Genomic DNA, 20,579 nt, shown 5'->3' with positions numbered 1-20,579 from the left:
GAAGAGAAACCAAGTATTTGGAGGTCTTTAGCAATGAAGGGGAGGCAAGCACTGGTTAACCTGTTCCATGAAGCCGAATTGCCGGAAGAATGGCTGAATCATGCCTTTCGGGATGGTGTGATTAAAGAGGTGCAAGTCCGTCTCCAAGACAGAACATGGAATATTCACCTTCATTTGGTGGAGCCGATGAATGCGGAGTTATGGCAGGATTTTCAGATGCGCGTGAAAAAACATTTTCAGCCGTGGGTCCGGGTGAATATGTACTTTACCTACGACCGCTTGCAACATGAAATCGTTTTGCAAAAATATAAATATTTTATCCAAAAATGTTTGCAAGAACAGGTCACACCCGCCGCCGCCACTTGGTTCGGACAGGCTGAATGGCAGGTGGAAGGGGACCGGATCGTTGTCATCTTCCCCAACCCGGCTGTTTTGAAAATGGCCAAACAACGGGAAACAGACCGCTACATCATGAAGTATTACGAACGCATCACCGGAACCAAACTCCCCGTCATTTTATCAGCAAAAGAAACCGAACCGGAGCAGGCCGCCGAACAATTCCGCGAGCAGAAAATCCAAGAGGAAAAGACCTTGATGCAAAAAGCGTTGGCCGAACAAAAAGAGCGGGCCAAGAAACAGAAAGAAAAGAGCGGGCATCCGGAGGAACCGGTTGTAAGCAAAAAATTGGGCTACAGCATCAAGGGAGAACCGGTGAAAATCAAAGACATTGTCGAAGAAGAGCGGAATGTGGTCATCAAAGGCAAAGTGTTTAAAAGCGAGTTGAAAGAGTTAAAAAGCGGTCGGAAGTTGTTAACCTTCAATTTGACCGACTTTACTGATTCCATTTCGTGCAAAGTGTTTGCCCGTGACAAGGAGCAAGCCGCCGTTTTGGCCATGATCCGTGACGGTGATTGGTTAAAAGTGCGCGGAAGTGTTCAATATGACACGTTTTCCCGCGAACTGGTCGTGATGGTGAACAGCTTGGAAGAAACCGAACCCGATTCGTTTGCGCGCCGGGATACGGCGGCAGAAAAACGGGTTGAGCTTCATTTGCACACTTCCATGTCGGCGATGGACGGGATTGCCAGTGCGGGGAAAATGATTCAAAGAGCGGCGGAATGGGGTCATCCCGCCGTGGCGATTACCGACCATGCCGTTGCGCAAGCCTATCCGGAAGCATACAAAGCGGCCGGCGAACATGGCATCAAAGTGATTTACGGAGTGGAAGCCAATATCGTTGACGATGGCATTCCCATTGTGATGAATGAAGCTGAGATGGATTTGCTCGAGGGTACATATGTCGTCTTCGACGTGGAGACCACCGGGTTGTCCGCCGTTCACGATGTCATTATCGAACTGGCAGCAGTCAAGATGAAAGACGGAAAAATCATCGATAAATTTTCCTCCTTTGCCAACCCTCACCGCCCGTTGTCCAAACATATTGTCGAGCTGACGCATATCACCGACGACATGTTGAAAGACGCACCGGAAGTGGATGATGTGGTGGCGGATTTTCTTGAGTTTATCGAAGGAACCGTACTGGTGGCGCACAATGCGCGATTTGACATGGGATTTTTGCAGGAAGCGGTGAAACGGATCGGCAAGGAGCCGGTGAAAAATCCGGTGCTGGACACCCTGGAACTGGCACGGATGTTATTCCCCGAGATGCGGAACCACCGCTTGAACACACTGTCGGATAAGCTCGGTATCAAACTGGAACAGCACCACCGGGCGATCTATGATGCGGAAGCCACCGGCCATGTGATGTGGAAAATGTTGCAAATCGCGGTTGAGAAAAAGAAGATCACCCATTTGCACATGTTGAATGAAAACCGGGGGGAACGGGATTTAAAAAGGGTTCGCCCTTTCCATGCCATTTTGCTTGTGCAAAACCAGGAAGGGATGAAAAACCTGTACAAGCTTATCTCGATGTCCCATTTAAAATATTTTTACCGGGTGCCGCGCATTCCCCGCAGCGAACTCGTCAAGCACCGGAACGGCCTTTTGGTCGGATCGGGCTGTGAACGCGGAGAATTATATGAAGCGGCGTTAAACAAGTCGCCTTCCGAAGTGGAAGAAATCGCGCGTTTTTATGATTACTTGGAAATCCAACCGGTGGAGTACAACATGCATCTGGTGGAAAAAGGCTTGGTGGAAAATGAAGAGCGGTTGCGGCAAGCGAATCAATTGATTGTCGAGATCGGTGAGAAGCTGGGCAAACCGGTGGTTGCCACTTCTAACGCCCATTATTTGGATGAACAGGATGCCATCTTCCGCGAAATCATCGCCGCAAACCAAACCGGCGCGAAACCGCAAGGGCCTTTGCCGAAAGCGCATTTTCGGACGACGGACGAGATGTTGCGGGAATTTCAATATTTGGGCGAGAAAAAATGCAAAGAAGTGGTGGTGGATCATCCCCGGGCGATTGCGGAGCAGATTGAAGTGGTCAAGCCGTTCCCGGATGAAACGTACACGCCCCATTTGGAAGGAGCCGAAGAAGAGTTAAAAAGGATTTGTTACCAAACGGCTCACGAATGGTACGGGGAAGAGTTGCCGGAAATCGTGAAGAACCGGTTGGAACGGGAATTGAACTCCATTATCAAACACGGATTCAGTGTGCTGTACATGATTTCACAAAAAATCGTCAGCAAATCGCTGGAAGACGGATACTTGGTCGGTTCCCGGGGATCGGTCGGTTCTTCGGTCGTTGCTTGTTTGAGCTATATTTCCGAAGTGAATCCGTTGCCTCCCCATTATCGTTGCAAAAAGTGCAAGTACAGCGAGTTTATTACCGACGGTTCTTATGAAAGCGGATTTGACCTGCCTGACAAAAAATGTCCCCGGTGCGGGGAAGATCTGTGGAAAGACGGGCATGACATCCCGTTTGAGACGTTTCTTGGCTTTGAAGGGGACAAAGCGCCCGATATCGATTTGAACTTTGACGGAGAATATCAATTGCGCTCGCACCAGTACACCGAGGAACTTTTTGGGAAAGAGTACATTTATCGTGCGGGAAGCATCAACACGGTGAAAGAAAAGACCGCGTTTGGTTATGTGAAAAAGTATGCGGAACAACATAATTTGAATTTGCGGCGTGCCGAAATTGAGCGCCTGGCGCAAGGTTGCGTCGGGGTGAAAAGGTCCACCGGGCAACATCCCGGAGGGTTGATGGTGGTGCCGCAGGAACGGGAAGTCTATGATTTCACGCCCATTCAGCACCCGGCGGATGACACCAAATCCGGGGTGATCACGACCCACTTTGATTACAAAGCCATCTCCGGGAAGATTTTGAAGCTGGATTTGCTCGGGCATACGGGACCCACCATCCAGCGTCTGTTGCATAAACTGACCGGTGTGGATCCCACCAAGGTTCCGCTCGGGGATCCCAAGGTGATTGAACTGTTCCGCAGCACCAAAAGCATCGGTGTCCGGCCCGAAGACATTAACGGAATTGAACATGGCACGTTGGGGATTCCGGAATTTGGAACCTATTTTGCGCGTGGGATTTTGCAAGATGCCAAACCCAGTTGTTTCAGTGAATTGGTTCGTGTGTCCGGGCTGTCGCACGGGACGGACGTCTGGCAGGGCAATGTGCAGGATTTGATCAATGACGGCGTTTGTACGATTTCGGAGGCCATCTGTTGCCGTGATGATATCATGTTGTATCTGATCCGCATGGGATTGCCGTCCAAAGCGGCGTTTAAGATCATGGAAAAAGTGAGAAAAGGAAAAGGGGTTACTGAAGAAGAGGAAGCCTTGATGAAAGAGCATGGCGTGCCGGATTGGTACATTGAATGCTGCCGGAAGATCAAATACATGTTCCCGCGTGCGCATGCCGCGGCCTATGTGACGGCGGCGGTCCGCATCGGGTGGTTTAAAGTGTATCATCCGGAAGCTTTTTATGCGGCATTGTTCAGCACCCGCGTCAATGAATTTGACATTGAGCTGGTTTTAAAAGGATATGATGCGGTCAAACGGAAACTGAACGAGATCAACGAGATGGGCTTCCAGGCATCGGCGAAAGACAAAGCCATGGCGGCCACCTTGGAATTGGTGATGGAAATGTATGCACGGGGAATTGAATTTGCGCCCGTGGACTTGTACCAGTCGGATGCCGTCAAGTTTTGGCTGGATGACCAAAAACGCCTCATCCCTCCCTTTGCTTCGATTTCCGGAGTCGGGGAGAGTGCGGCGCAAAACATCGTCCAAGCCCGGGAGCAAGGAGAGTTTTTGTCGATTGAGGATTTGCAAAAGCGGGCCCGTTTGTCCAGCACGGTGATCGAAGTGCTGGAGCGGCTGGGTTGTTTGAAGGGGCTTCCGGAAAGCAACCAGTTGGCTTTGTTTTAAAAAAGGAGCCGGGGAAAAACCGGCTCCTTTTTTGATCAAAATTATTTTAATTTCTTTAAAAACTCCCGCATAAATCCGGGGAGATCCGGCCAAGCATGAGCCGATACCAAGTTGTTGTCCACATGAAGCTCTTTGTTGACGTACTCTGCTCCTGCGCTTTCCACTTCCGGTTTGCAAGTGGTGAATGCCGTCATCGAACGGTTTTTGACGGATTCCGGAATCACGCTGAACACCAGTGCGGCATGGCAAATGGCCCCCACCGGTTTGTTGTTTTCGAAGAAATGGCTGACCAGTGCAGGGATTTCTTTTTCCATGCGGATGTATTCCGGAGCCCGTCCCCCGGGAATGATCAAGCCGTCATAATCAGCCGGATTGATTTCGGAAAATGATGCATGGGAGTCAATGCCGTATGCCAGTTTTTCCGTGAATGTTTCCATGTCCACAAAATCATGGCAAACCGTTTGCAATTTCTTTTTATTCGGGGACGCGATGGTGACCTCGTGTCCTTCTTCCAGCAACCGGTAATAGGGATAGAAAATCTCCAGGGCTTCCACGGCATCACCGGTCAAAATCAACACTTTTGCCATAAAAAATCCCTCCATCTTGTTATTACAAGTTACTTACTATTTTCTCGTACATTATTTATTTTAACCCAAAAGGATCTGTATGTAAAAATTTTTCTTTCCCTTAAAAAAGTTGAATCCATTGGATGAACCCATACCCGGCTCCGGTTTCCAAGGCGATGGATGGAATTTTGCCCAAGGCGGTGGAACTTGAGAAGATGAAAAAGCGGGTTTCTGCCCATACGGCAAAAAGGTTTACGGCCCCTGTCGGAATCCAGGGCACCAGCCGGGCAGTAACAAGCAGGGTCCATTGCCGCCATTGCGGCTGTGCATGGATGGACTCCAGCCAATGCCAGCGGTTTCGGTATTTTCGGGGAAGCATGCGCACGCCCCGCTGATAAAGCACAAAGGCAAGCATAGCTCCCAAAACTTCCGCGGTCCAGGACAGGACCCCGCCCCACCAAGCTCCCCAAAGCCAGACGTTTGTTGCCGTCATAAAGATCGAGGGGAGAAAGCCGGTCAGGTTGACGAGCGTATTGATCAAAAGGCTGACTGGAATGGCCCAAATGCCGAGTTCCAGCAAAATGTTTCTCCACATTTCTTCCATGCAACGTTCTCCCTTGCTTCAGATTAAGTTTATTATACCGGGAGTTTTTAAAAACCACCCGGCTTCCGGGTGGTTTTTAAAGAAATCATCATCTTTTCAATACCCTCAAGGCGGCGGCAACTTTTCTGGCAAAAGTGATCGGATTTTCGACGGATTCAAAATGAATGTAAAATAAACGGGGGTTTTCAAACAACCAGTGGTTGTGAAGAGCGGTTACAATAATTCCCCGTTTACGCAATTCGGAGATGAACGGATTAATCTCTCTTTGTAAAATCACCGTTTCTCCCAAATTGAGCGCGCGGCCTTGGCGGTCAAGGCTTTCAAAACTGAAGAAGGTGGGAAGAACCAGCGGAGAACGGGACCGTTTCCCCAAAATGGTGACGGGGATGTTCCGGAATTTTTGAATAAAACAAACCCCGTTTATGGTGCTTGGCTGGCCGTTGACAATTCGTGCGAATTGACGGCATAAGCGCTCAAGCGCTGACATAAAATCACCTCCGCGTTTTTCAAATCGCTATAACATATGTATGAAGGATCCGGACGAAAGGGCCAGTACCCAAGGAATGAAAGCTTAAATGCAAAAAGAGGCGTTTTGGAAAAGAGGTTGTTTTTTTGTCTTAAAAATTGAATAATCCGTGACAAAAAAACTTTTTTCGTACAAAAAGACCATAATTTAGGAAGACCGTCCGAATAAATCATCAGATGGACTCCCGATTAAATCTCTTCGAATCCCCATTCGAACCGGGTTTATATCTGGCCAGGGCAATTGCCCTGGTTTTTTAATGGGTTTTTTGAGAAAAATCATTGACGATGGTCCTTTCCAGTCATTATAATAGAGTCAATTCAATAAAATAATACTATTCTTATCAGATTTTGCTCTTATCCAGAGAGGCTGAGGGACTGGCCCAATGACGCCCGGCAACCCCGGATAAAGATCCGGAAGGTGCCAATTCCTGTAGAAATCCTTTGGGATTTCTAGAAGATAGGAGAGACTTCGATGAGTGATCAAGCCTCTTCTCTGGATCAGAGAAGAGGCTTTTTTACAACAAAAGGGGGAAAAAGGCCAATGAGTGAATCCACGAACTATCGAAGCGAAACCATTGCCGTACACGGAGGACAGGTGCCGGACCCGGTCACGAAATCGAGAGCCGTGCCGATTTACCAAACGACCTCTTATGTGTTTGACAATACGGAACATGCTGCCAATTTGTTCGCGTTGAAAGAAACGGGAAATATTTATACCCGCATCATGAATCCCACCCAGGATGTTTTTGAAAAACGGGTGGCGGAACTGGAAGGCGGAGTCGGAGCGTTGGCAACCAGCTCCGGGCAGGCAGCCATCACTTATGCCATTTTGAACATTGCCAAAGCCGGAGATGAAATCGTCGCTTCCAGTGCGTTATATGGAGGAACTTATAATCTCTTTTACCATACTCTTCCCAAAATAGGGATTCGCGTGAAATTTGTGGATCAATCGGATCCGGAAAACTTCCGGAAAGCGATCACCGACCGGACCAAAGCCATTTTTGCCGAAACCATCGGAAATCCCCAATTGGATGTGCTGGATTTTGAAGCGGTTTCGAAAGTGGCTCACGACCACGGAATTCCGCTTATTGTGGACAATACTTTTGCTTCCCCGTATTTGTGCCGTCCTTTTGAGCACGGGGCCGACATTGTCGTTCACTCGGCCACCAAATTCATCGGGGGACATGGAAACAGCATCGGCGGAGTTATTGTGGATTCCGGAAAATTTGACTGGACCAACGGCAAGTTCCCGGATTTCACGGAGCCCGATCCGAGTTATCACGGAGTGGTGTACAGCGAAGCGCTCGGACCGCTTGCATACATCACCAAAGCGCGGGTGCAGCTTTTGCGTGACACCGGAGCGGCGATTTCCCCGTTTAACGCCTTTTTGTTGTTGCAAGGGTTGGAAACATTGCATCTGCGGATGGAACGGCACAGTGAGAATTCACTGGAAGTTGCAAAATATCTGGAAAAACATGAGTCGGTTGAATGGGTCAATCACCCGGGGCTTCCGAACCACCGGTCTTATGAACTGGCTCAAAAATATCTCCCCAAAGGCCAAGGGGCGATTTTTACTTTCGGCATCAAAGGCGGATTGGAAGCCGGCAAGAAGTTCATTGAAAGCCTGGAACTCTTTTCACATCTGGCCAATGTCGGCGATTCCAAGTCCCTGGTGATCCACCCGGCCAGCACCACGCACCAACAATTGACGGAAGAAGCGCAAAGAAGCGCAGGAGTGACTCCGGATCTGGTCCGTTTGTCCGTTGGAATTGAGTCGGTGGATGATATTATTGCCGATCTGGATCAGGCCTTGAGAAAAAGCCAGCTATAACTGTTAAATCGAATCCCTTCACCCGTCAACCCCTTTCTATTTTTTATGGAAAGGGGTTTTGTTTATTTTAATAATGTCAACAATTAGGAGGACAAAATAGGATTTTCTATAAATTGAACCAGCTTGGATCGCCGTCTTATGATAAAAGTAACGAGATGTTCACAAAATATAAATATATATTCCCAAAAGAGAAAGGAGAGAGGAACATGGCGGAATCGGGTCAGGCAAATCCCGGAGTCAAAATGAAGGTACAACGTTTCGGGAGTTTTTTAAGCGGAATGATTATGCCTAATATCGGCGCCTTCATTGCCTGGGGATTGATCACGGCTTTATTTATTCCTTCCGGATGGTTCCCGAATGAGGATTTGGCCAAACTGGTCGACCCCATGATCCAATATCTGCTTCCGGTTTTAATCGGATACACCGCCGGAAAAATGATCTACGATGTCAGAGGAGGTGTGGTGGGAGCCACGGCCACCATGGGCGTCATCGTCGGATCCGGTATTCCCATGTTTTTGGGAGCGATGGTGATGGGACCGCTTGGCGGTTATTGCATCAAAAAATGGGATCAATTGGTCGAAGGAAAAGTGAAACAAGGGTTTGAAATGCTTGTGAACAACTTTTCCGCCGGGATCATCGCAGGAATTTTAACCATCCTCGGCTATAAAGCCATCGGCCCGGTGGTATTGTTGTTGAACAGCACACTGGCGGCGGGGGTTCAAGCCATCATCGATGCGCATTTGTTGCCGCTTGCCAGTTTGTTTGTGGAGCCGGCAAAAGTCCTGTTTTTGAATAATGCCATTAACCATGGAATTTTAAGTCCGATCGGGATTGAACAAGTAACTGAGTCCGGAAAATCGATCTTGTTCTTGTTGGAAACCAACCCGGGTCCCGGACTTGGAATTTTGCTTGCTTATATGTTGTTTGGCAAAGGAACGGCCAGACAATCCGCGCCGGGTGCGGCAATCATTCATTTCTTCGGGGGAATTCATGAAATTTATTTCCCTTATATTTTGATGAAACCCTTCCTTTTGGTTGCGGCCATTGCCGGCGGAGCCACCGGCGTCTTCACCTTCTTGATGACCGGCGCCGGATTGATCGCAGTGCCGTCACCGGGAAGCATTTTCACCTTGGTGGCCATGACGCCGAAAGGGAACTATGTCGGTGTTTTGGCGGGAGTCATCGCGGCGACGCTTGTTTCTTTCCTTATCGCATCGTTGATTTTGAAAACATCCAAACAAAGCGGTGAAGACTTGGACAAAGCTGTTGAAAAAACCAGTGAATTAAAAGGGAAAGAAGGCAGAGCGGCCGAGCTGCTGAAAAAAGAAGAAAAACCGGCAGACGAAGAGCCGAAAGCCGAGACGGTTGAGTACGGCAAAGTGAAAAAAATTATTTTTGCCTGTGATGCAGGAATGGGCTCCAGCGCCATGGGGGCATCCATTTTGAGAAACAAAGTGCAAAAAGCAGGCTTGGATCTGTCTGTGACCAACACATCGATCAACAACCTGCCGGATGATGCCGACATTGTGGTGACACACAAAGACCTGACGGACCGGGCCAAAGCCAAGGTCCCCCATGCTCATCATATTTCCGTGGACAACTTTTTGAGCAGTCCGAAATACGATGAACTCGTGGAAGAATTGAAAAAGGCCAAAGAATAACGGGAAAGCACGGCTTGTCCGAAGCTTTCCGGGCGATGTCGTTTTAATGGAGTGGACAAGATGTATATCACTGCAAGGGAAAGGTTGATTTTAAAACGTTTGTTATCCACCCGGGTGGATAATTTGACCACGAAGCAACTGGCGGAAGAACTGGATGTCAGTGTCCGCACCATCCACCGGGATTTGAAAGGGATTGAACAATTGCTTCAAAAGTATGACCTGGAACTGGTCAAAAAGCCGGGAGTCGGCATTCAGCTGTCCGGTGCAGCCGGCCAAATGGAGGCATTGAAACAGGATCTGTTTCGGCAATCCCGCCGGGAGTATACGCCGGAAGAACGGAGAATCCTGATTTTATGCACGCTTTTGGAAGCAAAAGAACCCGTGAAACTGATTTCGCTGGCAAGTGAACTGGACGTCACCATGGCAACCGTCAGCCATGACCTGACCAAGCTGGAAAGCGGGCTTGAAAAGTTTGATTTGTCGTTGATTCGAAAACGCGGATACGGGGTTGAAATTGTCGGAAGCGAGTCGGCCAAGCGGCGGGCCATGAGCAACCTGATTGCCGAAAATATTGATGAAGTCCAGTTCTTATCCCTGATCCGCGAAAACATTCAAAACAAGACAAAAAAAACGTCTGAATCCCTTTCCGGAAGATTGCTGGGGTTGGTTGAAAAGCGAAAGCTCATCCTGGTGGAAAAAGTGGTTGAAGAAATCAGCAAACAATTGCCTTATTCTCTTGCGGACAGTGCCTACATCGGTTTGGTTGTCCACTTGGCGCTGGCGATCGAACGCATTATGCAGGGGGAAAACATTGAAATGGATCCCGTTCATCTGAACCGGTTGAAAAACACGCCGGAGTATGCGTTCGCCCGGCAATTGATCGCCCGGTTGCAAACGGTGTTCCGCCTGTCGATCCCCGAAGCGGAAGTCGGCTATATCACCATGCATCTGCAAGGGGCCCGGCTTAGACACGATCAGGAATACCGGATCGAGGAAGAGGATTATCCCGTTCTGCTTTGGACCAAAAAGCTGATCCGGTTTGTGGAAGAAGAGCTGAATTGCCGCTTGTCGGATCAAACATCACTGGTTCAGGGGCTGATTTCTCATTTGAAGCCGGCCCTCACCCGCATCCGGCGAAATATGAAAATCACCAACCCCATGTTGCCCAAAATCATGGAAGATTACAGGGATTTGTTTGCGGTCGTCAAAAAAGGGATGGCGGCCGTCTTCCCTGATGTTTCCGTTCCGGATGAAGAAATCGGATACCTCGTGATGCATTTCGGTTCGGCATTGCTCAACAAACAAGATCAGGATTTGCATGCGCTCATTATTTGTTCCAGCGGGATTGGCACATCCAAAATGCTGGAAACCCGGATCCGGCAGGAGATTCCTGAGATCAAAAATTTGACCAACCGGTCGGTTTTTGAAATCGATCAGGAGGACCCGGAGGCGTTTGACCTCATCATTTCCACCATCCAACTGCCTTATTTCCAAGAGAATTATCTGGTGGTCAGTCCCATTTTGACCCGCGATGAAGTGGAAAAGATCCGGGCCTGTATCCGGGAAAAAAGGCGCAAAAAGAGACAGGGCTTCAAACCTTCTTCCGGGCGTCCGGATCCGGCCCCTTCCCAAAAGCTGGAACAAACCGTCTCCAACATGCAAAAGATCCATCAGTATTCGGGGGGGATCGCCACCATCCTCCAAGGGTTCCAATGTTTTGTTGCGGAAGAGGCCGGATCTGTCCCGGAAGCCTTGGAAGCAGCCTGTTTGCGATTGCGGGATGAAGGGGTGATCCAAAGGGTGGCGCCGGTGGTGGAAGCTTTATTAAAGCGGGAGGAAAAAGGGGGATTGGGAATTCCCGGGACACGGCTCGCACTTTTCCACACACGGAGCAAACAGGTGGTTCGCCCCTCCTTTACGGTTTGTTTTCTGAAGCAGCCGTTTGTGATGAAGGGCATGGATCAATCGGACATCCGTGCCGATACGTTGCTGTTGTTGTTGGCGCCGGAGAAGGTTTCCGGTCCGGTGTTGGAAGTCTTGAGTTTCATCAGTTCCCTGTTTATTGAAAATGATGAGGGGATTGCCTTGTTTCAGTCGGGAGACCGCCAGGCAATTTCCGCTTACCTCGCTAAACGGTTTGAACGATTCTTTGAAGAGAAATTAAAAGAAACAAGGAGTGTTTGACATGGCATCATCGATCTTATCTCCGGAAAACATCCGTTTCAATGCAAGCGTGGACAGCAAAGAGGAAGCGATCCGCTTAACGGGCCAATTGTTGGTGGAAAGAGGTTACGTCAAACCGGCTTATGTGGATACCATGCTGGAGAGGGAAAAATTGACTTCGACGTATATGGGCAATTATGTTGCGATTCCCCATGGAACGGAAGAAGGCAAGGAAAATGTTATCGAATCCGGCATTGTGATCGTACAGGTTCCTGACGGCGTGGACTTTGGCGACGGCAACATCGTCAAACTTTTGATCGGAATTGCCGCAAAAGGCGATGAGCACTTGGAGATTTTATCCAAGATCGCTCTGGTGGTTGCCGAGGAGGAAAACGTGCATCAAATTGTTCAAGCGGAAACAGCCGAAGAAATCATGAAATTCTTTTAAGAGGTGGACACACATGCTGGCAGTACATTTTGGAGCTGGAAATATCGGACGCGGATTTATCGGCAGCCTGCTTCACCAATCGGGATATGAGGTTTGTTTTGTGGATGTGAACAGGGAGATAGTGGATTTGATCAACGAACGGAAAAGCTATTCCATCGGGTTGGCCGATGATTCCAATGAAGAAATCATCGTCAAAAATGTTTACGCCATTCACAGCGGAGACCATCCGGAGCAAGTGATGTCGGCCATTGCCGGTGCGGATCTGGTCACCACGGCGGTCGGTCCCAATGTCTTGCCGCTGATTGCCGGACTGATTGCCGAAGGGTTGAAACAGCGGATGGCAACCGGAACCAAGCCCTTGAATGTCATTGCTTGTGAAAACATGATTGGCGGCAGCGCCCTGCTAAAAAAAGAAGTTTATTCCAAACTGGATGAAGAAGAAAGAGAAAAGGCTGATGAAATGGTCGGTTTCCCCAATGCGGCGGTGGACCGGATTGTTCCCAACCAGTCCCATGCGGATCCGTTAAAAGTGGTGGTGGAACCCTTTTATGAGTGGGCGGTGGACCGTTCACAAGTGGTGGGAGAACTTCGAGTGGCCGGCATGACCTTGGTGGATGATTTAATGCCGTATATTGAACGAAAGCTGTACACCGTCAACACCGGCCATGCCGTGGCCGCATACTTCGGCTACCAAGCCGGTTACCAAACCATTGATGAAGCCATGGCGGATCCAAAGATCCAAAGCCTGGTGAAAAACACTTTGCAGGAAACCGGAAAACTGTTGGTTGAAAAGCACGGGTTCAACCCAGAGGAACATCAAAAATACATCGACACCATCATCCGGCGTTTTGTCAACCCGCATATTTCTGATGACGTGACCCGGGTGGGCCGTTCCCCCATACGGAAACTGGGACCCCAAGACCGTCTGGTCAGTCCGGCTGCCCAATATATCACGTATCTGAAGGAGCAGCCGGTTTCACTGGCCAAAGGCATTGCCGCTGCCCTGCGGTATGATTACCAGGAAGATCCCGAGGCCGTTCAAATTCAGGAAAGCATCCGGCAAAAGGGATTGGAGAACACCATTTATGAGATCACACAAATCCCGCCCGAAAGCGACCTCATGAAACGGATTGTCGGGGAATATTCCCATTTTGCGCTTTAAAGAAAAAACCGGAGCTTTGTCTGCTCCGGTTTTTTTGGAAGCGATCTTGATGAAGCCCATCATTTTATTTAAAATAAAATTAAAAATATTCTATTTAATCAAAATAAAACATCGATTTGTGTATTGAATGAATCCAGTTGCAATGATTACTCAGAAAAAAGGCAAACCGTTGGTGTAAACGACCCGTTTTTCCAATGTCACAGGGTTGCAATTCGATTCTTTTTCCGTTCAAACGGATCCATTTACTCACCGAGAGGGAGTTGGAAAATGCAAAAAGAGGTTCATATGATCATTTACGTTATTCTGGTTCTGTTGACAATTGCCCTTTTTTCTGAAATTTTTTCGAACTCATGACCGGATCAAAAGCGAAATCCGGAGGAAGAATCGATGGAAAAACGCCGCACCATTGGCAGTGGCCGGCAATTTTCATGGTGAGCCAAACGGAAATGGCAAGTGCAAACCCAACCCCGTCTGTCATTCTGGGGGACGGGGTTTTTTATTTGTGTAAAGCATCCCGTGAACATTCCGGGAAGCCAAAGAAGTCCGTAAAAAAAGCGAACTTCATGATTTTTAACAAAAACGGCTTATCTTTTTGTAAAATAGAATAAATCAGTCTCTTGTGAAATAGCTGAATAGAGTTAAAAAAGGAGGTGTGCAGGCTACGGGATGATTAATCAATTATCGGCGTACGGATCGATTTTACCGACAGAACAGAAAAAACGGGCGCAGACACAATTTTTTCCGTAACGGGGAACATGCGAAAATTGATCCTTCCGGGGTTGGCAGCCCTTTTTTTTTATGATGGCGGCCGGCTTTCCCATTTCGTTTGCCGAAAGCGGAGGTTTTGAGGTCCCGAAGGTGGATGACCATTTTGAGGAAGTGAAACCGGGTCCGGGCCCGGCGGATGAGCAACCGGTCTCACAGGAAGTGAAGAAAGAGAGCCCTTCTTCCGAAAAATCGGGTAATCCGATTGGTAAAGCGTGGAATTGGTTTAAGGGAAAAGTAAAGGGAGTTTGGGAAGGAACAAAGGAATTTTTGGGGGACTTATGGGACTGATTCACCGGAGTTTGTGCCAAGATGAAGGAAGTGGTGGTGGACAAACTGTCCGCTGCCTGGAAATGGGTTAAGGAGAATATTGGATATATCGCGGCCGGAGTGGTGTTGGTGGTCGGAGTGGTATTATGTTTTGTCGCTCCACCGCTGGGAGCTTCGGTGTTAATCGGGATGGGCCTTTCTTTTGGAATGAGCTGGTTGATGAATGGCGAAATCACGCAGGACACCTTTTTGGAAGCAGCCCTCGGCGGTGTATTGGGGGCGATCGGATTGGGGATTGCCGGGGGAGCGGCCCGGGCATTGGCCGGTTCATTGGGAAGCCGGCTGATTGCATCCATCACCGGTTCGAGGTTGTTGGGGCCGCTGGCTTCCGGGATTCGGAATGGGGTTACGAAATTGCCGGGGCCGCTTCGTTCCATTTTCTCCAGAGCTGGTGTCGTGGGTGCGGTGGAAGGATCCGGAACCAGCGTTGCCGATGATCTGCTTCACGGACGCGGCATCAACTGGAAGAATGCGATCATCGCCGGTGTCGGTGGTGCGGCGTTGGTCGGGGTCACCGCTTTTGCCGTGCCCGTGTTTAACAAAGTGAAACAGCTCGATCTCGGCATACCGGCGGTCAAATCAGAAACGGATGAACTGTTTGACAGCTTTCAAAGGTGTTTAAAAGCCCGGTCCACCGAACGTTACACGGCAATGATCGAGTTGCCTTGCGGAAACCGCACACCGGATCCGAAAACGCCCAAAGTGGAAAAAGACATCTCATTGGTTCCGTGAACCCCGGAACATAAACAAAACCGGTGGGAGATTTACAAGGCAAACGGCGGAAAATGGAGTTATGAACAATGGAGCAAAACGTATGATGCCAACATGGAAAAAGCAAACCGGTCGCACCAATTGGTGGAAAATTACCGGAAAACCCTCAACTGGGAAAACTCCACCATGCAACACAGTGTGGACACCCCACTTGGTGTGCGGATTATCGACATTGCCGATCCCAAAACATTAAAAGCGGTTGAACATAAGACCACGACCAAAACCGATGGAAGCAGAGGGTATTTTTCAAGAGATGTGCACATCCGGGATGAACTGGAAAAGGACAAATATCTGGTGCAAGTGGAAAATTGGGATATCACCTGGGTGTTTGAAAATGCCGATGCCAGCCAGCCGTTGATCAATGAATTAAAAGCGGCAGGAATTAAGGTGGAATTCCGGTAATTAACCGTAAAGGAGGGAAAAAGGCAGTGGTACAGGAAAATCAACGAGACTGGTTCGAAGAATGGCTGATGATCCATCCGGATGAACTGGAAAAATTGCAAAAGAAGCTGGGGCATTTGGATCTGGATTACACTCCGGAGTCCCTGCTGAGAGTGGAAGCATGGGTGTTGGAAAATTACTCCTCGCCGGATGAGATATTGAAAGATGAAGAAAAAATGACGTTGGACGGCCTGTTGCGGTATGTGGGCGAAGTTTTTAAAATTCATCTACAAGGGCGGTGGAATATCCATCAGGAGGATCCGGAGCATCTGTTTTACAACCTGCCGGTGATCAGTTTTCCGGGCAACATTCCGGATACTTCCCCGCTGTCGCTCATCACGGCCAGCCTTGATCGGAAATCGGGGAACTTTCTTTACGATTCACTGAACCGGAAAAAGAATTATATGGAAAGCCAGGACATTTTGGCAAGACGGAAGCCGGACGGAAAAAAAGGAACTCCCTTTGGACCGTCCGGTTTTTCCTTTGGAGGCGGGCAGGCTCTTTTTGATGCGGGGGAATAACGGCATGGTGGCGGCGGGATCGGTTGATGAGCCAAAGACCGCTAATGTAAAATAAAAAAGCTGTATACGAAAAATTCCGAAGCCGTTTGCATTTTTAAAACAAAAAGAAATTCGACAACAAGAGTTTAAAGGATGTTTGGGGATGAAAATACTGTTCATTCTGCTTGTGGTGATGGTTGGAATCATTGGTTTGGGAATGTGGTTCCGGTTCAACCGTTTGCCCCGGCTGCCATTGAAAAAGCCTGAAAAGATGCTGAAACCGCAGGAATGGAGCCGGGAAGAGGTGACGGTTGGCTGGGTCGGGCATTCCACGGTTTTGATGCAACTTTATGATACACGCATTCTCACCGATCCCGTCTTGGGGAAACGCGTGGGAGAGTCCATCAAATGGTTGAACCGGCAGATCGGGATGAAACGCCATACCGAGCCGGCTGTCTCTCTTTCAGATTTGGAGAGGGTGCAGTTGATCCTTTTGTCCCATGCCCATTTTGACCACTTTGACGTTCCCAGCTTGTCGCAATTGGCCCATGAAGGGTGTTATGTGGTGACTCCCAAAAACACGGCCCGTCTGATCAAACACTTGCCGTTTAAAAAAGTTTTTGAGCTGGGATGGGATGAACAACTGGAGATTGAAGAACTGGGAATCAAGATTCTGGGCGTCCCCGTCAAACATTGGGGGAACCGTTACCCTTGGAATCGCCGGTACGGCTATAACGGTTATTTGATAGAGAAAAAAGGAACCCGGATCTTTTTTCCGGGGGATACGGCTTTTACGGATCAATTTCGCAAGTTGTCTGATACGGGGCCGGTGGATCTTGCTTTTATGCCGATCGGAGCCTATTCCCCCGATCATTTGCGATGGGCACATTGCACGCCGGAAGAGGCTTGGGCCATGTTTCGCGATACGGGTGCGAAATGGTTGGCTCCCATTCATTGGGACACCTTTGTATTGTCGGCCGAACCTTTGGATGAGCCGTTAGAACGGTTGATGCAAGCCGCCGGGCAAGAAGCGGGGCGGATTGTTTTCCGCAAGCACGGGGATACATTCATGCTATCCAAGGAGAAACAGAAAAAGCCGGATTCTGAAATCCTCAACAGGTAACGGGCGGCTATCGGCACAGCGGGTGATAAATGCTTTTATGAAAGTGAAATGGATCAGCAGGTTTGAATGGAGGCTGAAAAAACTTTCTTTTCGATCGGGAGATCATCATGTGGAATCCGGCAGATAAAGGAGTCGATCAAATGGCATCTTCGATGGATTTGACACCGGAGCAGAATCAATTGCTCCGTACGCGATTGGAAGCTCTTTTAACCAGCATGGATCAAAATGAGAAGATCAAGCCCCGTCCGGCCCGAAAAAAAGCCAAAACCGATCAGGGCGACGGATTCAAATACGGCCGGGCGATTCCCCGGGCCAGAAAATATTATCAGAAAGACAATGTGATCTATCTCCAGAGCGCACTGAAACTGAAAGAAAGCACGGAACAAGCCCTCAATGAAATAAAGCAGCAAAAGATCAAGAAAGAAACGATCCGGAAGCTGAAAAAACAGTGCAATGAATTCGTGAAAGAATACGGCGGCTTGATCACCCTGACTGCTACACTCGCTTCTTTGGTCAGCAGTGCCAAAGATGTTCTCGAAGCATTAAAAATCATTGAGTAATTCAATCCGGGATTTCCGCCATCAGCTGTTTGGCGGACGGGTGGATGTTGGTTTTGCCAAGGATGAACTGATTTGGATCAACCGGATTGCGGAGGCGGGTTGCATGCCTCCGTTTTTTTTGTGCTAAACTACTGGGAGAGACAAGAATTTTATGGAAATCCCGACGGGTGACATACATGAATATTTTGGAGGACTGATTTATGAGTGTTCATCAATCCAATCAGCGAAAGTCCAACCGGTTGATCCGGGAAAAATCGCCTTATCTTCTCCAACATGCGCATCAACCCGTGAATTGGTTCCCATGGGGGGAAGAAGCTTTCCAAAAGGCCAAGAAAGAGGATAAACCGGTCTTTTTAAGTATTGGTTACAGCACCTGCCATTGGTGCCATGTCATGGCACGTGAATCGTTTGAGGATGAGGAAGTGGCTGCCATTTTGAACCGGGATTTTGTCCCGGTCAAAGTGGACCGGGAAGAAAGGCCGGATGTGGATCAAGTATACATGACCGTTTGTCAGGCGATGACCGGCCAGGGAGGATGGCCGCTCACCATCATCATGACGCCGGAGCAAAAACCTTTTTTTGCAGGCACTTATCTGCCCAAGCAAACCATGTACGGACGCATGGGCCTGATTGATTTGTTGAAACGGGTTTCGATGCTGTGGAAAGAGGAGCGGAACCGGGCCGATGAAGTCGGGGACAAAATTGTCCACGCGGTCAAGTCTTATTTAAATGCGGCGGAAGCCGGGGAGGTGGACTTGGGGGTCATCGATCATGCGTATGAACAGTTCGCCAGCCAGTTTGATCCGGATTTTGGAGGTTTCGGCGATGAGCCGAAGTTTCCCCGCCCGCATGATTTGCTGTTTTTGCTCCGGTACCACAGGCTGACGGGAGAAGAGGAAGCCCTCCAGATGGTGACCCGCACGCTCACAGCCATGCACAGAGGGGGGATTTATGACCACTTGGGCCATGGCTTTGCCCGGTACGCCGTGGACAGGGAGTGGCTGATTCCCCACTTTGAAAAAATGCTTTATGACAATGCTTTGCTGGCTTTGGCTTATCTGGAAGCGTACCAGGTGACCCTTGAGGAACGTTACGCCGAAGTGGCACGGGGCATTTTCCGTTATGTGACAAGAGACATGCAGGCGCCGGAAGGCGGTTTTTATTCGGCAGAGGATGCTGATTCCGAAGGGGAAGAAGGAAAGTTTTATGTTTGGACCCCGCAGGAAATCGCGGAGGTGTTGGGAGAAAAAGAGGCTGAAATCTTTTGTGCGGCTTACGGCGTGACAGAAGAAGGAAATTTTGAAGACGGAAAAAGCGTCTTAAACCAAATTGGCGTTCGCCTCGGGGAGATTGCCGAGAGGTATCAGCTGCCGCTGAATGAATTGGAGGAAATGCTGGCAAGAGGGTGCCGGAAATTATTTGAAGCCAGAGAGCAACGCGTACGCCCAGGAAAAGACACCAAAATCCTCACGTCCTGGAACGGATTGATGATTGCGGCATTGGCCCGGGGCGGCCGGGTTCTCGGAGAAACGGAATACACCGATGCCGCGGTCAAAGCGGCCCGCTTTCTTTCAGAACGGTTAATCGATGAGAAAGGCCGTCTGTTTGCCCGCTATTGTGACGGGGAAGTGGCCTATCCCGGCTATCTGGATGATTACGCCTTTTTCACCTGGGGTTTGACGGAGTTGTACGAAGCCACTTTTGAGCCCCGGTTTATCGAGCAAGCTTTGGTGTTGACACGGCAAATGCTGGCGCTGTTCAAAGACGAAAAACAAGGAGGATTTTATTTTTACGGAAAAGATGCAGAGTCCTTGTTTGTCCGGCCCAAAGAGATTTATGACGGTGCGACTCCGTCCGGCAACTCGGTGGCGGCCTATAATTTGATCCGGTTGGCCAAGCTGACATCGGATGAATCTTTGCTTCAGGAGGCGCGGGAACAAATCCGGGCTTTTGCCAAAGCGGTGGAAGCTTCACCGATTTCCCATTCCTTTTTCCTGATGGCGGTGATGTTGGTGCTGGGGAAAAGCAAAGAAATTTTCATTTCCGGTTCGCCCAATGATGTGAAAACCAAAGAAATGATCCGGTTGATCCAAAGGGCTTACTTGCCGGAAGCGGTCATTTCCCTGGATCCGCGCGGAAGTGATGCCACCACCATCAAATGGTTTGTTCCCCGGTCTGAAGAAGAGGCGTCCCAAACGCTTGGCCCCAAAGTGTACATCTGTGAAAATTATGCCTGCCAATCGCCGGTGACCGATTTGGAAGAGCTGAAAAAACAATTGCAGTAAAAAGCATCATGACAAGCTCCAAAAAGAGATTTTTGGAGCTTGTTTTTTTATTCTTTTTCCAGTATGACGTTCAAGTGGACGGGTTTTCCGGCATCTTTGGATTGAACCGGAAGGCGGCGCGGTTTGTAACCTTCTTTTTCGATGACAAATTCGTACGATCCGGCGGGCACATACCATGTAAAACGGCCATTTTCATCGGTATATCTGGCGATTTCCGGGACGGGTCCGCTGACGTCTTCTTTCGGTTTCGGGACGACCAAAGCGCCGGAGACAGGCGAATGGTTTTCATCCGTGACGGTTCCGGTGACTTTCACTTTGGACACGGGTCCGGCATCCGGTGTTTTTTCACAGCCGAAAAAGAGCGGGAAACAAAGGGTGAACAGAAGGATGGTGAATCCGCATTTCCATTTCATCAAGCAAAATCCCCCCTTGAATAAAAAGAGAGAGGAAAGATCCTCTCAGAATGGTACGGCTACTTTATATGACTTTCCTTCAGG

General features: G+C 49.1%; 18 protein-coding genes and 1 riboswitch. Of the genes, 14 read left to right on the top strand and 4 right to left on the bottom strand.

The annotated features are described in order from the left end of the window. Nucleotides 1-33 precede the first annotated feature (33 nt). Nucleotides 34-4,347: a PolC-type DNA polymerase III gene (locus tag FA954_RS11665; protein ID WP_062842828.1), complete on the top strand. Its 4,314-nt coding sequence runs from the start codon at nucleotides 34-36 to the stop codon at nucleotides 4,345-4,347. A gap of 41 nt (nucleotides 4,348-4,388) precedes the next feature. Here FA954_RS11665 and FA954_RS11660 read toward each other — a convergent pair whose 3' ends face one another. The 3 genes from FA954_RS11660 to FA954_RS11650 all read right to left on the bottom strand — a co-directional run bounded on the left by FA954_RS11660 (nucleotide 4,389) and on the right by FA954_RS11650 (nucleotide 6,004). After that, nucleotides 4,389-4,934: a DJ-1/PfpI family protein gene (locus FA954_RS11660; RefSeq protein ID WP_037997588.1), complete on the bottom strand. Its 546-nt coding sequence runs from the start codon at nucleotides 4,932-4,934 to the stop codon at nucleotides 4,389-4,391. A gap of 100 nt (nucleotides 4,935-5,034) precedes the next feature. Continuing rightward, complete coding sequence (locus tag FA954_RS11655) at nucleotides 5,035-5,517, bottom strand: TVP38/TMEM64 family protein (protein WP_037997591.1); 483 nt, start codon at nucleotides 5,515-5,517, stop codon at nucleotides 5,035-5,037. Nucleotides 5,518-5,605: 88 nt separating this feature from the next. Beyond that, nucleotides 5,606-6,004: a DUF1259 domain-containing protein gene (locus FA954_RS11650; RefSeq protein ID WP_037997593.1), complete on the bottom strand. Its 399-nt coding sequence runs from the start codon at nucleotides 6,002-6,004 to the stop codon at nucleotides 5,606-5,608. Nucleotides 6,005-6,393: 389 nt separating this feature from the next. Continuing rightward, nucleotides 6,394-6,506, top strand: a riboswitch (SAM riboswitch). Nucleotides 6,507-6,583: 77 nt separating this feature from the next. Between FA954_RS11650 and FA954_RS11645 the strand changes: the two genes are divergently transcribed. The 13 genes from FA954_RS11645 to FA954_RS11590 all read left to right on the top strand — a co-directional run bounded on the left by FA954_RS11645 (nucleotide 6,584) and on the right by FA954_RS11590 (nucleotide 20,082). After that, nucleotides 6,584-7,873, top strand: a complete 1,290-nt coding sequence (locus FA954_RS11645) for a homocysteine synthase (protein WP_037995193.1) — start codon at nucleotides 6,584-6,586, stop codon at nucleotides 7,871-7,873. Nucleotides 7,874-8,079: 206 nt separating this feature from the next. Then, on the top strand, nucleotides 8,080-9,534 hold the full coding sequence (locus FA954_RS11640) for a PTS mannitol transporter subunit IIBC (protein ID WP_037995194.1): 1,455 nt from the start codon (nucleotides 8,080-8,082) through the stop codon (nucleotides 9,532-9,534). 60 nt (nucleotides 9,535-9,594) lie between these two features. Continuing rightward, complete coding sequence (locus tag FA954_RS11635) at nucleotides 9,595-11,718, top strand: BglG family transcription antiterminator (protein WP_037995196.1); 2,124 nt, start codon at nucleotides 9,595-9,597, stop codon at nucleotides 11,716-11,718. A gap of 1 nt (nucleotide 11,719) precedes the next feature. Next, complete coding sequence (locus FA954_RS11630; protein ID WP_037995198.1) at nucleotides 11,720-12,145, top strand: PTS mannitol transporter subunit IIA; 426 nt, start codon at nucleotides 11,720-11,722, stop codon at nucleotides 12,143-12,145. Between the two features lie 13 nt (nucleotides 12,146-12,158). Further along, nucleotides 12,159-13,307 carry a mannitol-1-phosphate 5-dehydrogenase gene (locus FA954_RS11625; RefSeq protein ID WP_049719686.1) on the top strand — a complete coding sequence of 383 codons (1,149 nt, stop codon included), beginning with the start codon at nucleotides 12,159-12,161 and terminating at the stop codon, nucleotides 13,305-13,307. Nucleotides 13,308-14,165: 858 nt separating this feature from the next. Then, nucleotides 14,166-14,363, top strand: a complete 198-nt coding sequence (locus tag FA954_RS11620; protein ID WP_131470854.1) for a hypothetical protein — start codon at nucleotides 14,166-14,168, stop codon at nucleotides 14,361-14,363. 21 nt (nucleotides 14,364-14,384) lie between these two features. Further along, complete coding sequence (locus tag FA954_RS11615) at nucleotides 14,385-15,134, top strand: hypothetical protein (protein ID WP_037995208.1); 750 nt, start codon at nucleotides 14,385-14,387, stop codon at nucleotides 15,132-15,134. 93 nt (nucleotides 15,135-15,227) lie between these two features. Continuing rightward, nucleotides 15,228-15,575 carry a hypothetical protein gene (locus FA954_RS11610; RefSeq protein ID WP_037995209.1) on the top strand — a complete coding sequence of 116 codons (348 nt, stop codon included), beginning with the start codon at nucleotides 15,228-15,230 and terminating at the stop codon, nucleotides 15,573-15,575. A 26-nt stretch (nucleotides 15,576-15,601) separates the two neighbouring features. Beyond that, the gene (locus FA954_RS11605) at nucleotides 15,602-16,135 is read left to right on the top strand and encodes a hypothetical protein (protein WP_037995212.1); all 534 of its coding nucleotides are present in this window, start codon (nucleotides 15,602-15,604) and stop codon (nucleotides 16,133-16,135) included. A gap of 142 nt (nucleotides 16,136-16,277) precedes the next feature. Further along, nucleotides 16,278-17,237 carry an MBL fold metallo-hydrolase gene (locus tag FA954_RS11600; RefSeq protein WP_037995213.1) on the top strand — a complete coding sequence of 320 codons (960 nt, stop codon included), beginning with the start codon at nucleotides 16,278-16,280 and terminating at the stop codon, nucleotides 17,235-17,237. Between the two features lie 140 nt (nucleotides 17,238-17,377). Further along, nucleotides 17,378-17,797, top strand: a complete 420-nt coding sequence (locus FA954_RS11595) for a hypothetical protein (protein ID WP_138615128.1) — start codon at nucleotides 17,378-17,380, stop codon at nucleotides 17,795-17,797. Then, the gene (locus FA954_RS14025) at nucleotides 17,790-17,924 is read left to right on the top strand and encodes a hypothetical protein (protein WP_255347190.1); all 135 of its coding nucleotides are present in this window, start codon (nucleotides 17,790-17,792) and stop codon (nucleotides 17,922-17,924) included. The genes FA954_RS11595 and FA954_RS14025 overlap by 8 nt, the downstream gene beginning before the upstream one ends. 73 nt (nucleotides 17,925-17,997) lie before the next feature. Further along, a complete protein-coding gene (locus FA954_RS11590; protein ID WP_062842831.1) occupies nucleotides 17,998-20,082 on the top strand; it encodes a thioredoxin domain-containing protein in 2,085 nt (694 codons plus the stop codon). Between the two features lie 47 nt (nucleotides 20,083-20,129). Here the strand turns inward: FA954_RS11590 and FA954_RS11585 are convergent, their stop codons facing one another. Beyond that, entirely contained in the window at nucleotides 20,130-20,495 is a 366-nt protein-coding gene (locus FA954_RS11585) for a carboxypeptidase-like regulatory domain-containing protein (protein ID WP_231564590.1), read from the bottom strand. Nucleotides 20,496-20,579: the final 84 nt, after the last annotated feature.

Origin of the sequence: Thermoactinomyces vulgaris (genome assembly GCF_005886755.1) — a bacterium.
Taxonomy (GTDB): Bacteria; Bacillota; Bacilli; order Thermoactinomycetales; family Thermoactinomycetaceae; genus Thermoactinomyces; species Thermoactinomyces vulgaris.
The sequence above is the reverse complement of the archived record's forward strand: the minus strand, read 5'-3'. Positions and strand labels throughout refer to the sequence as shown.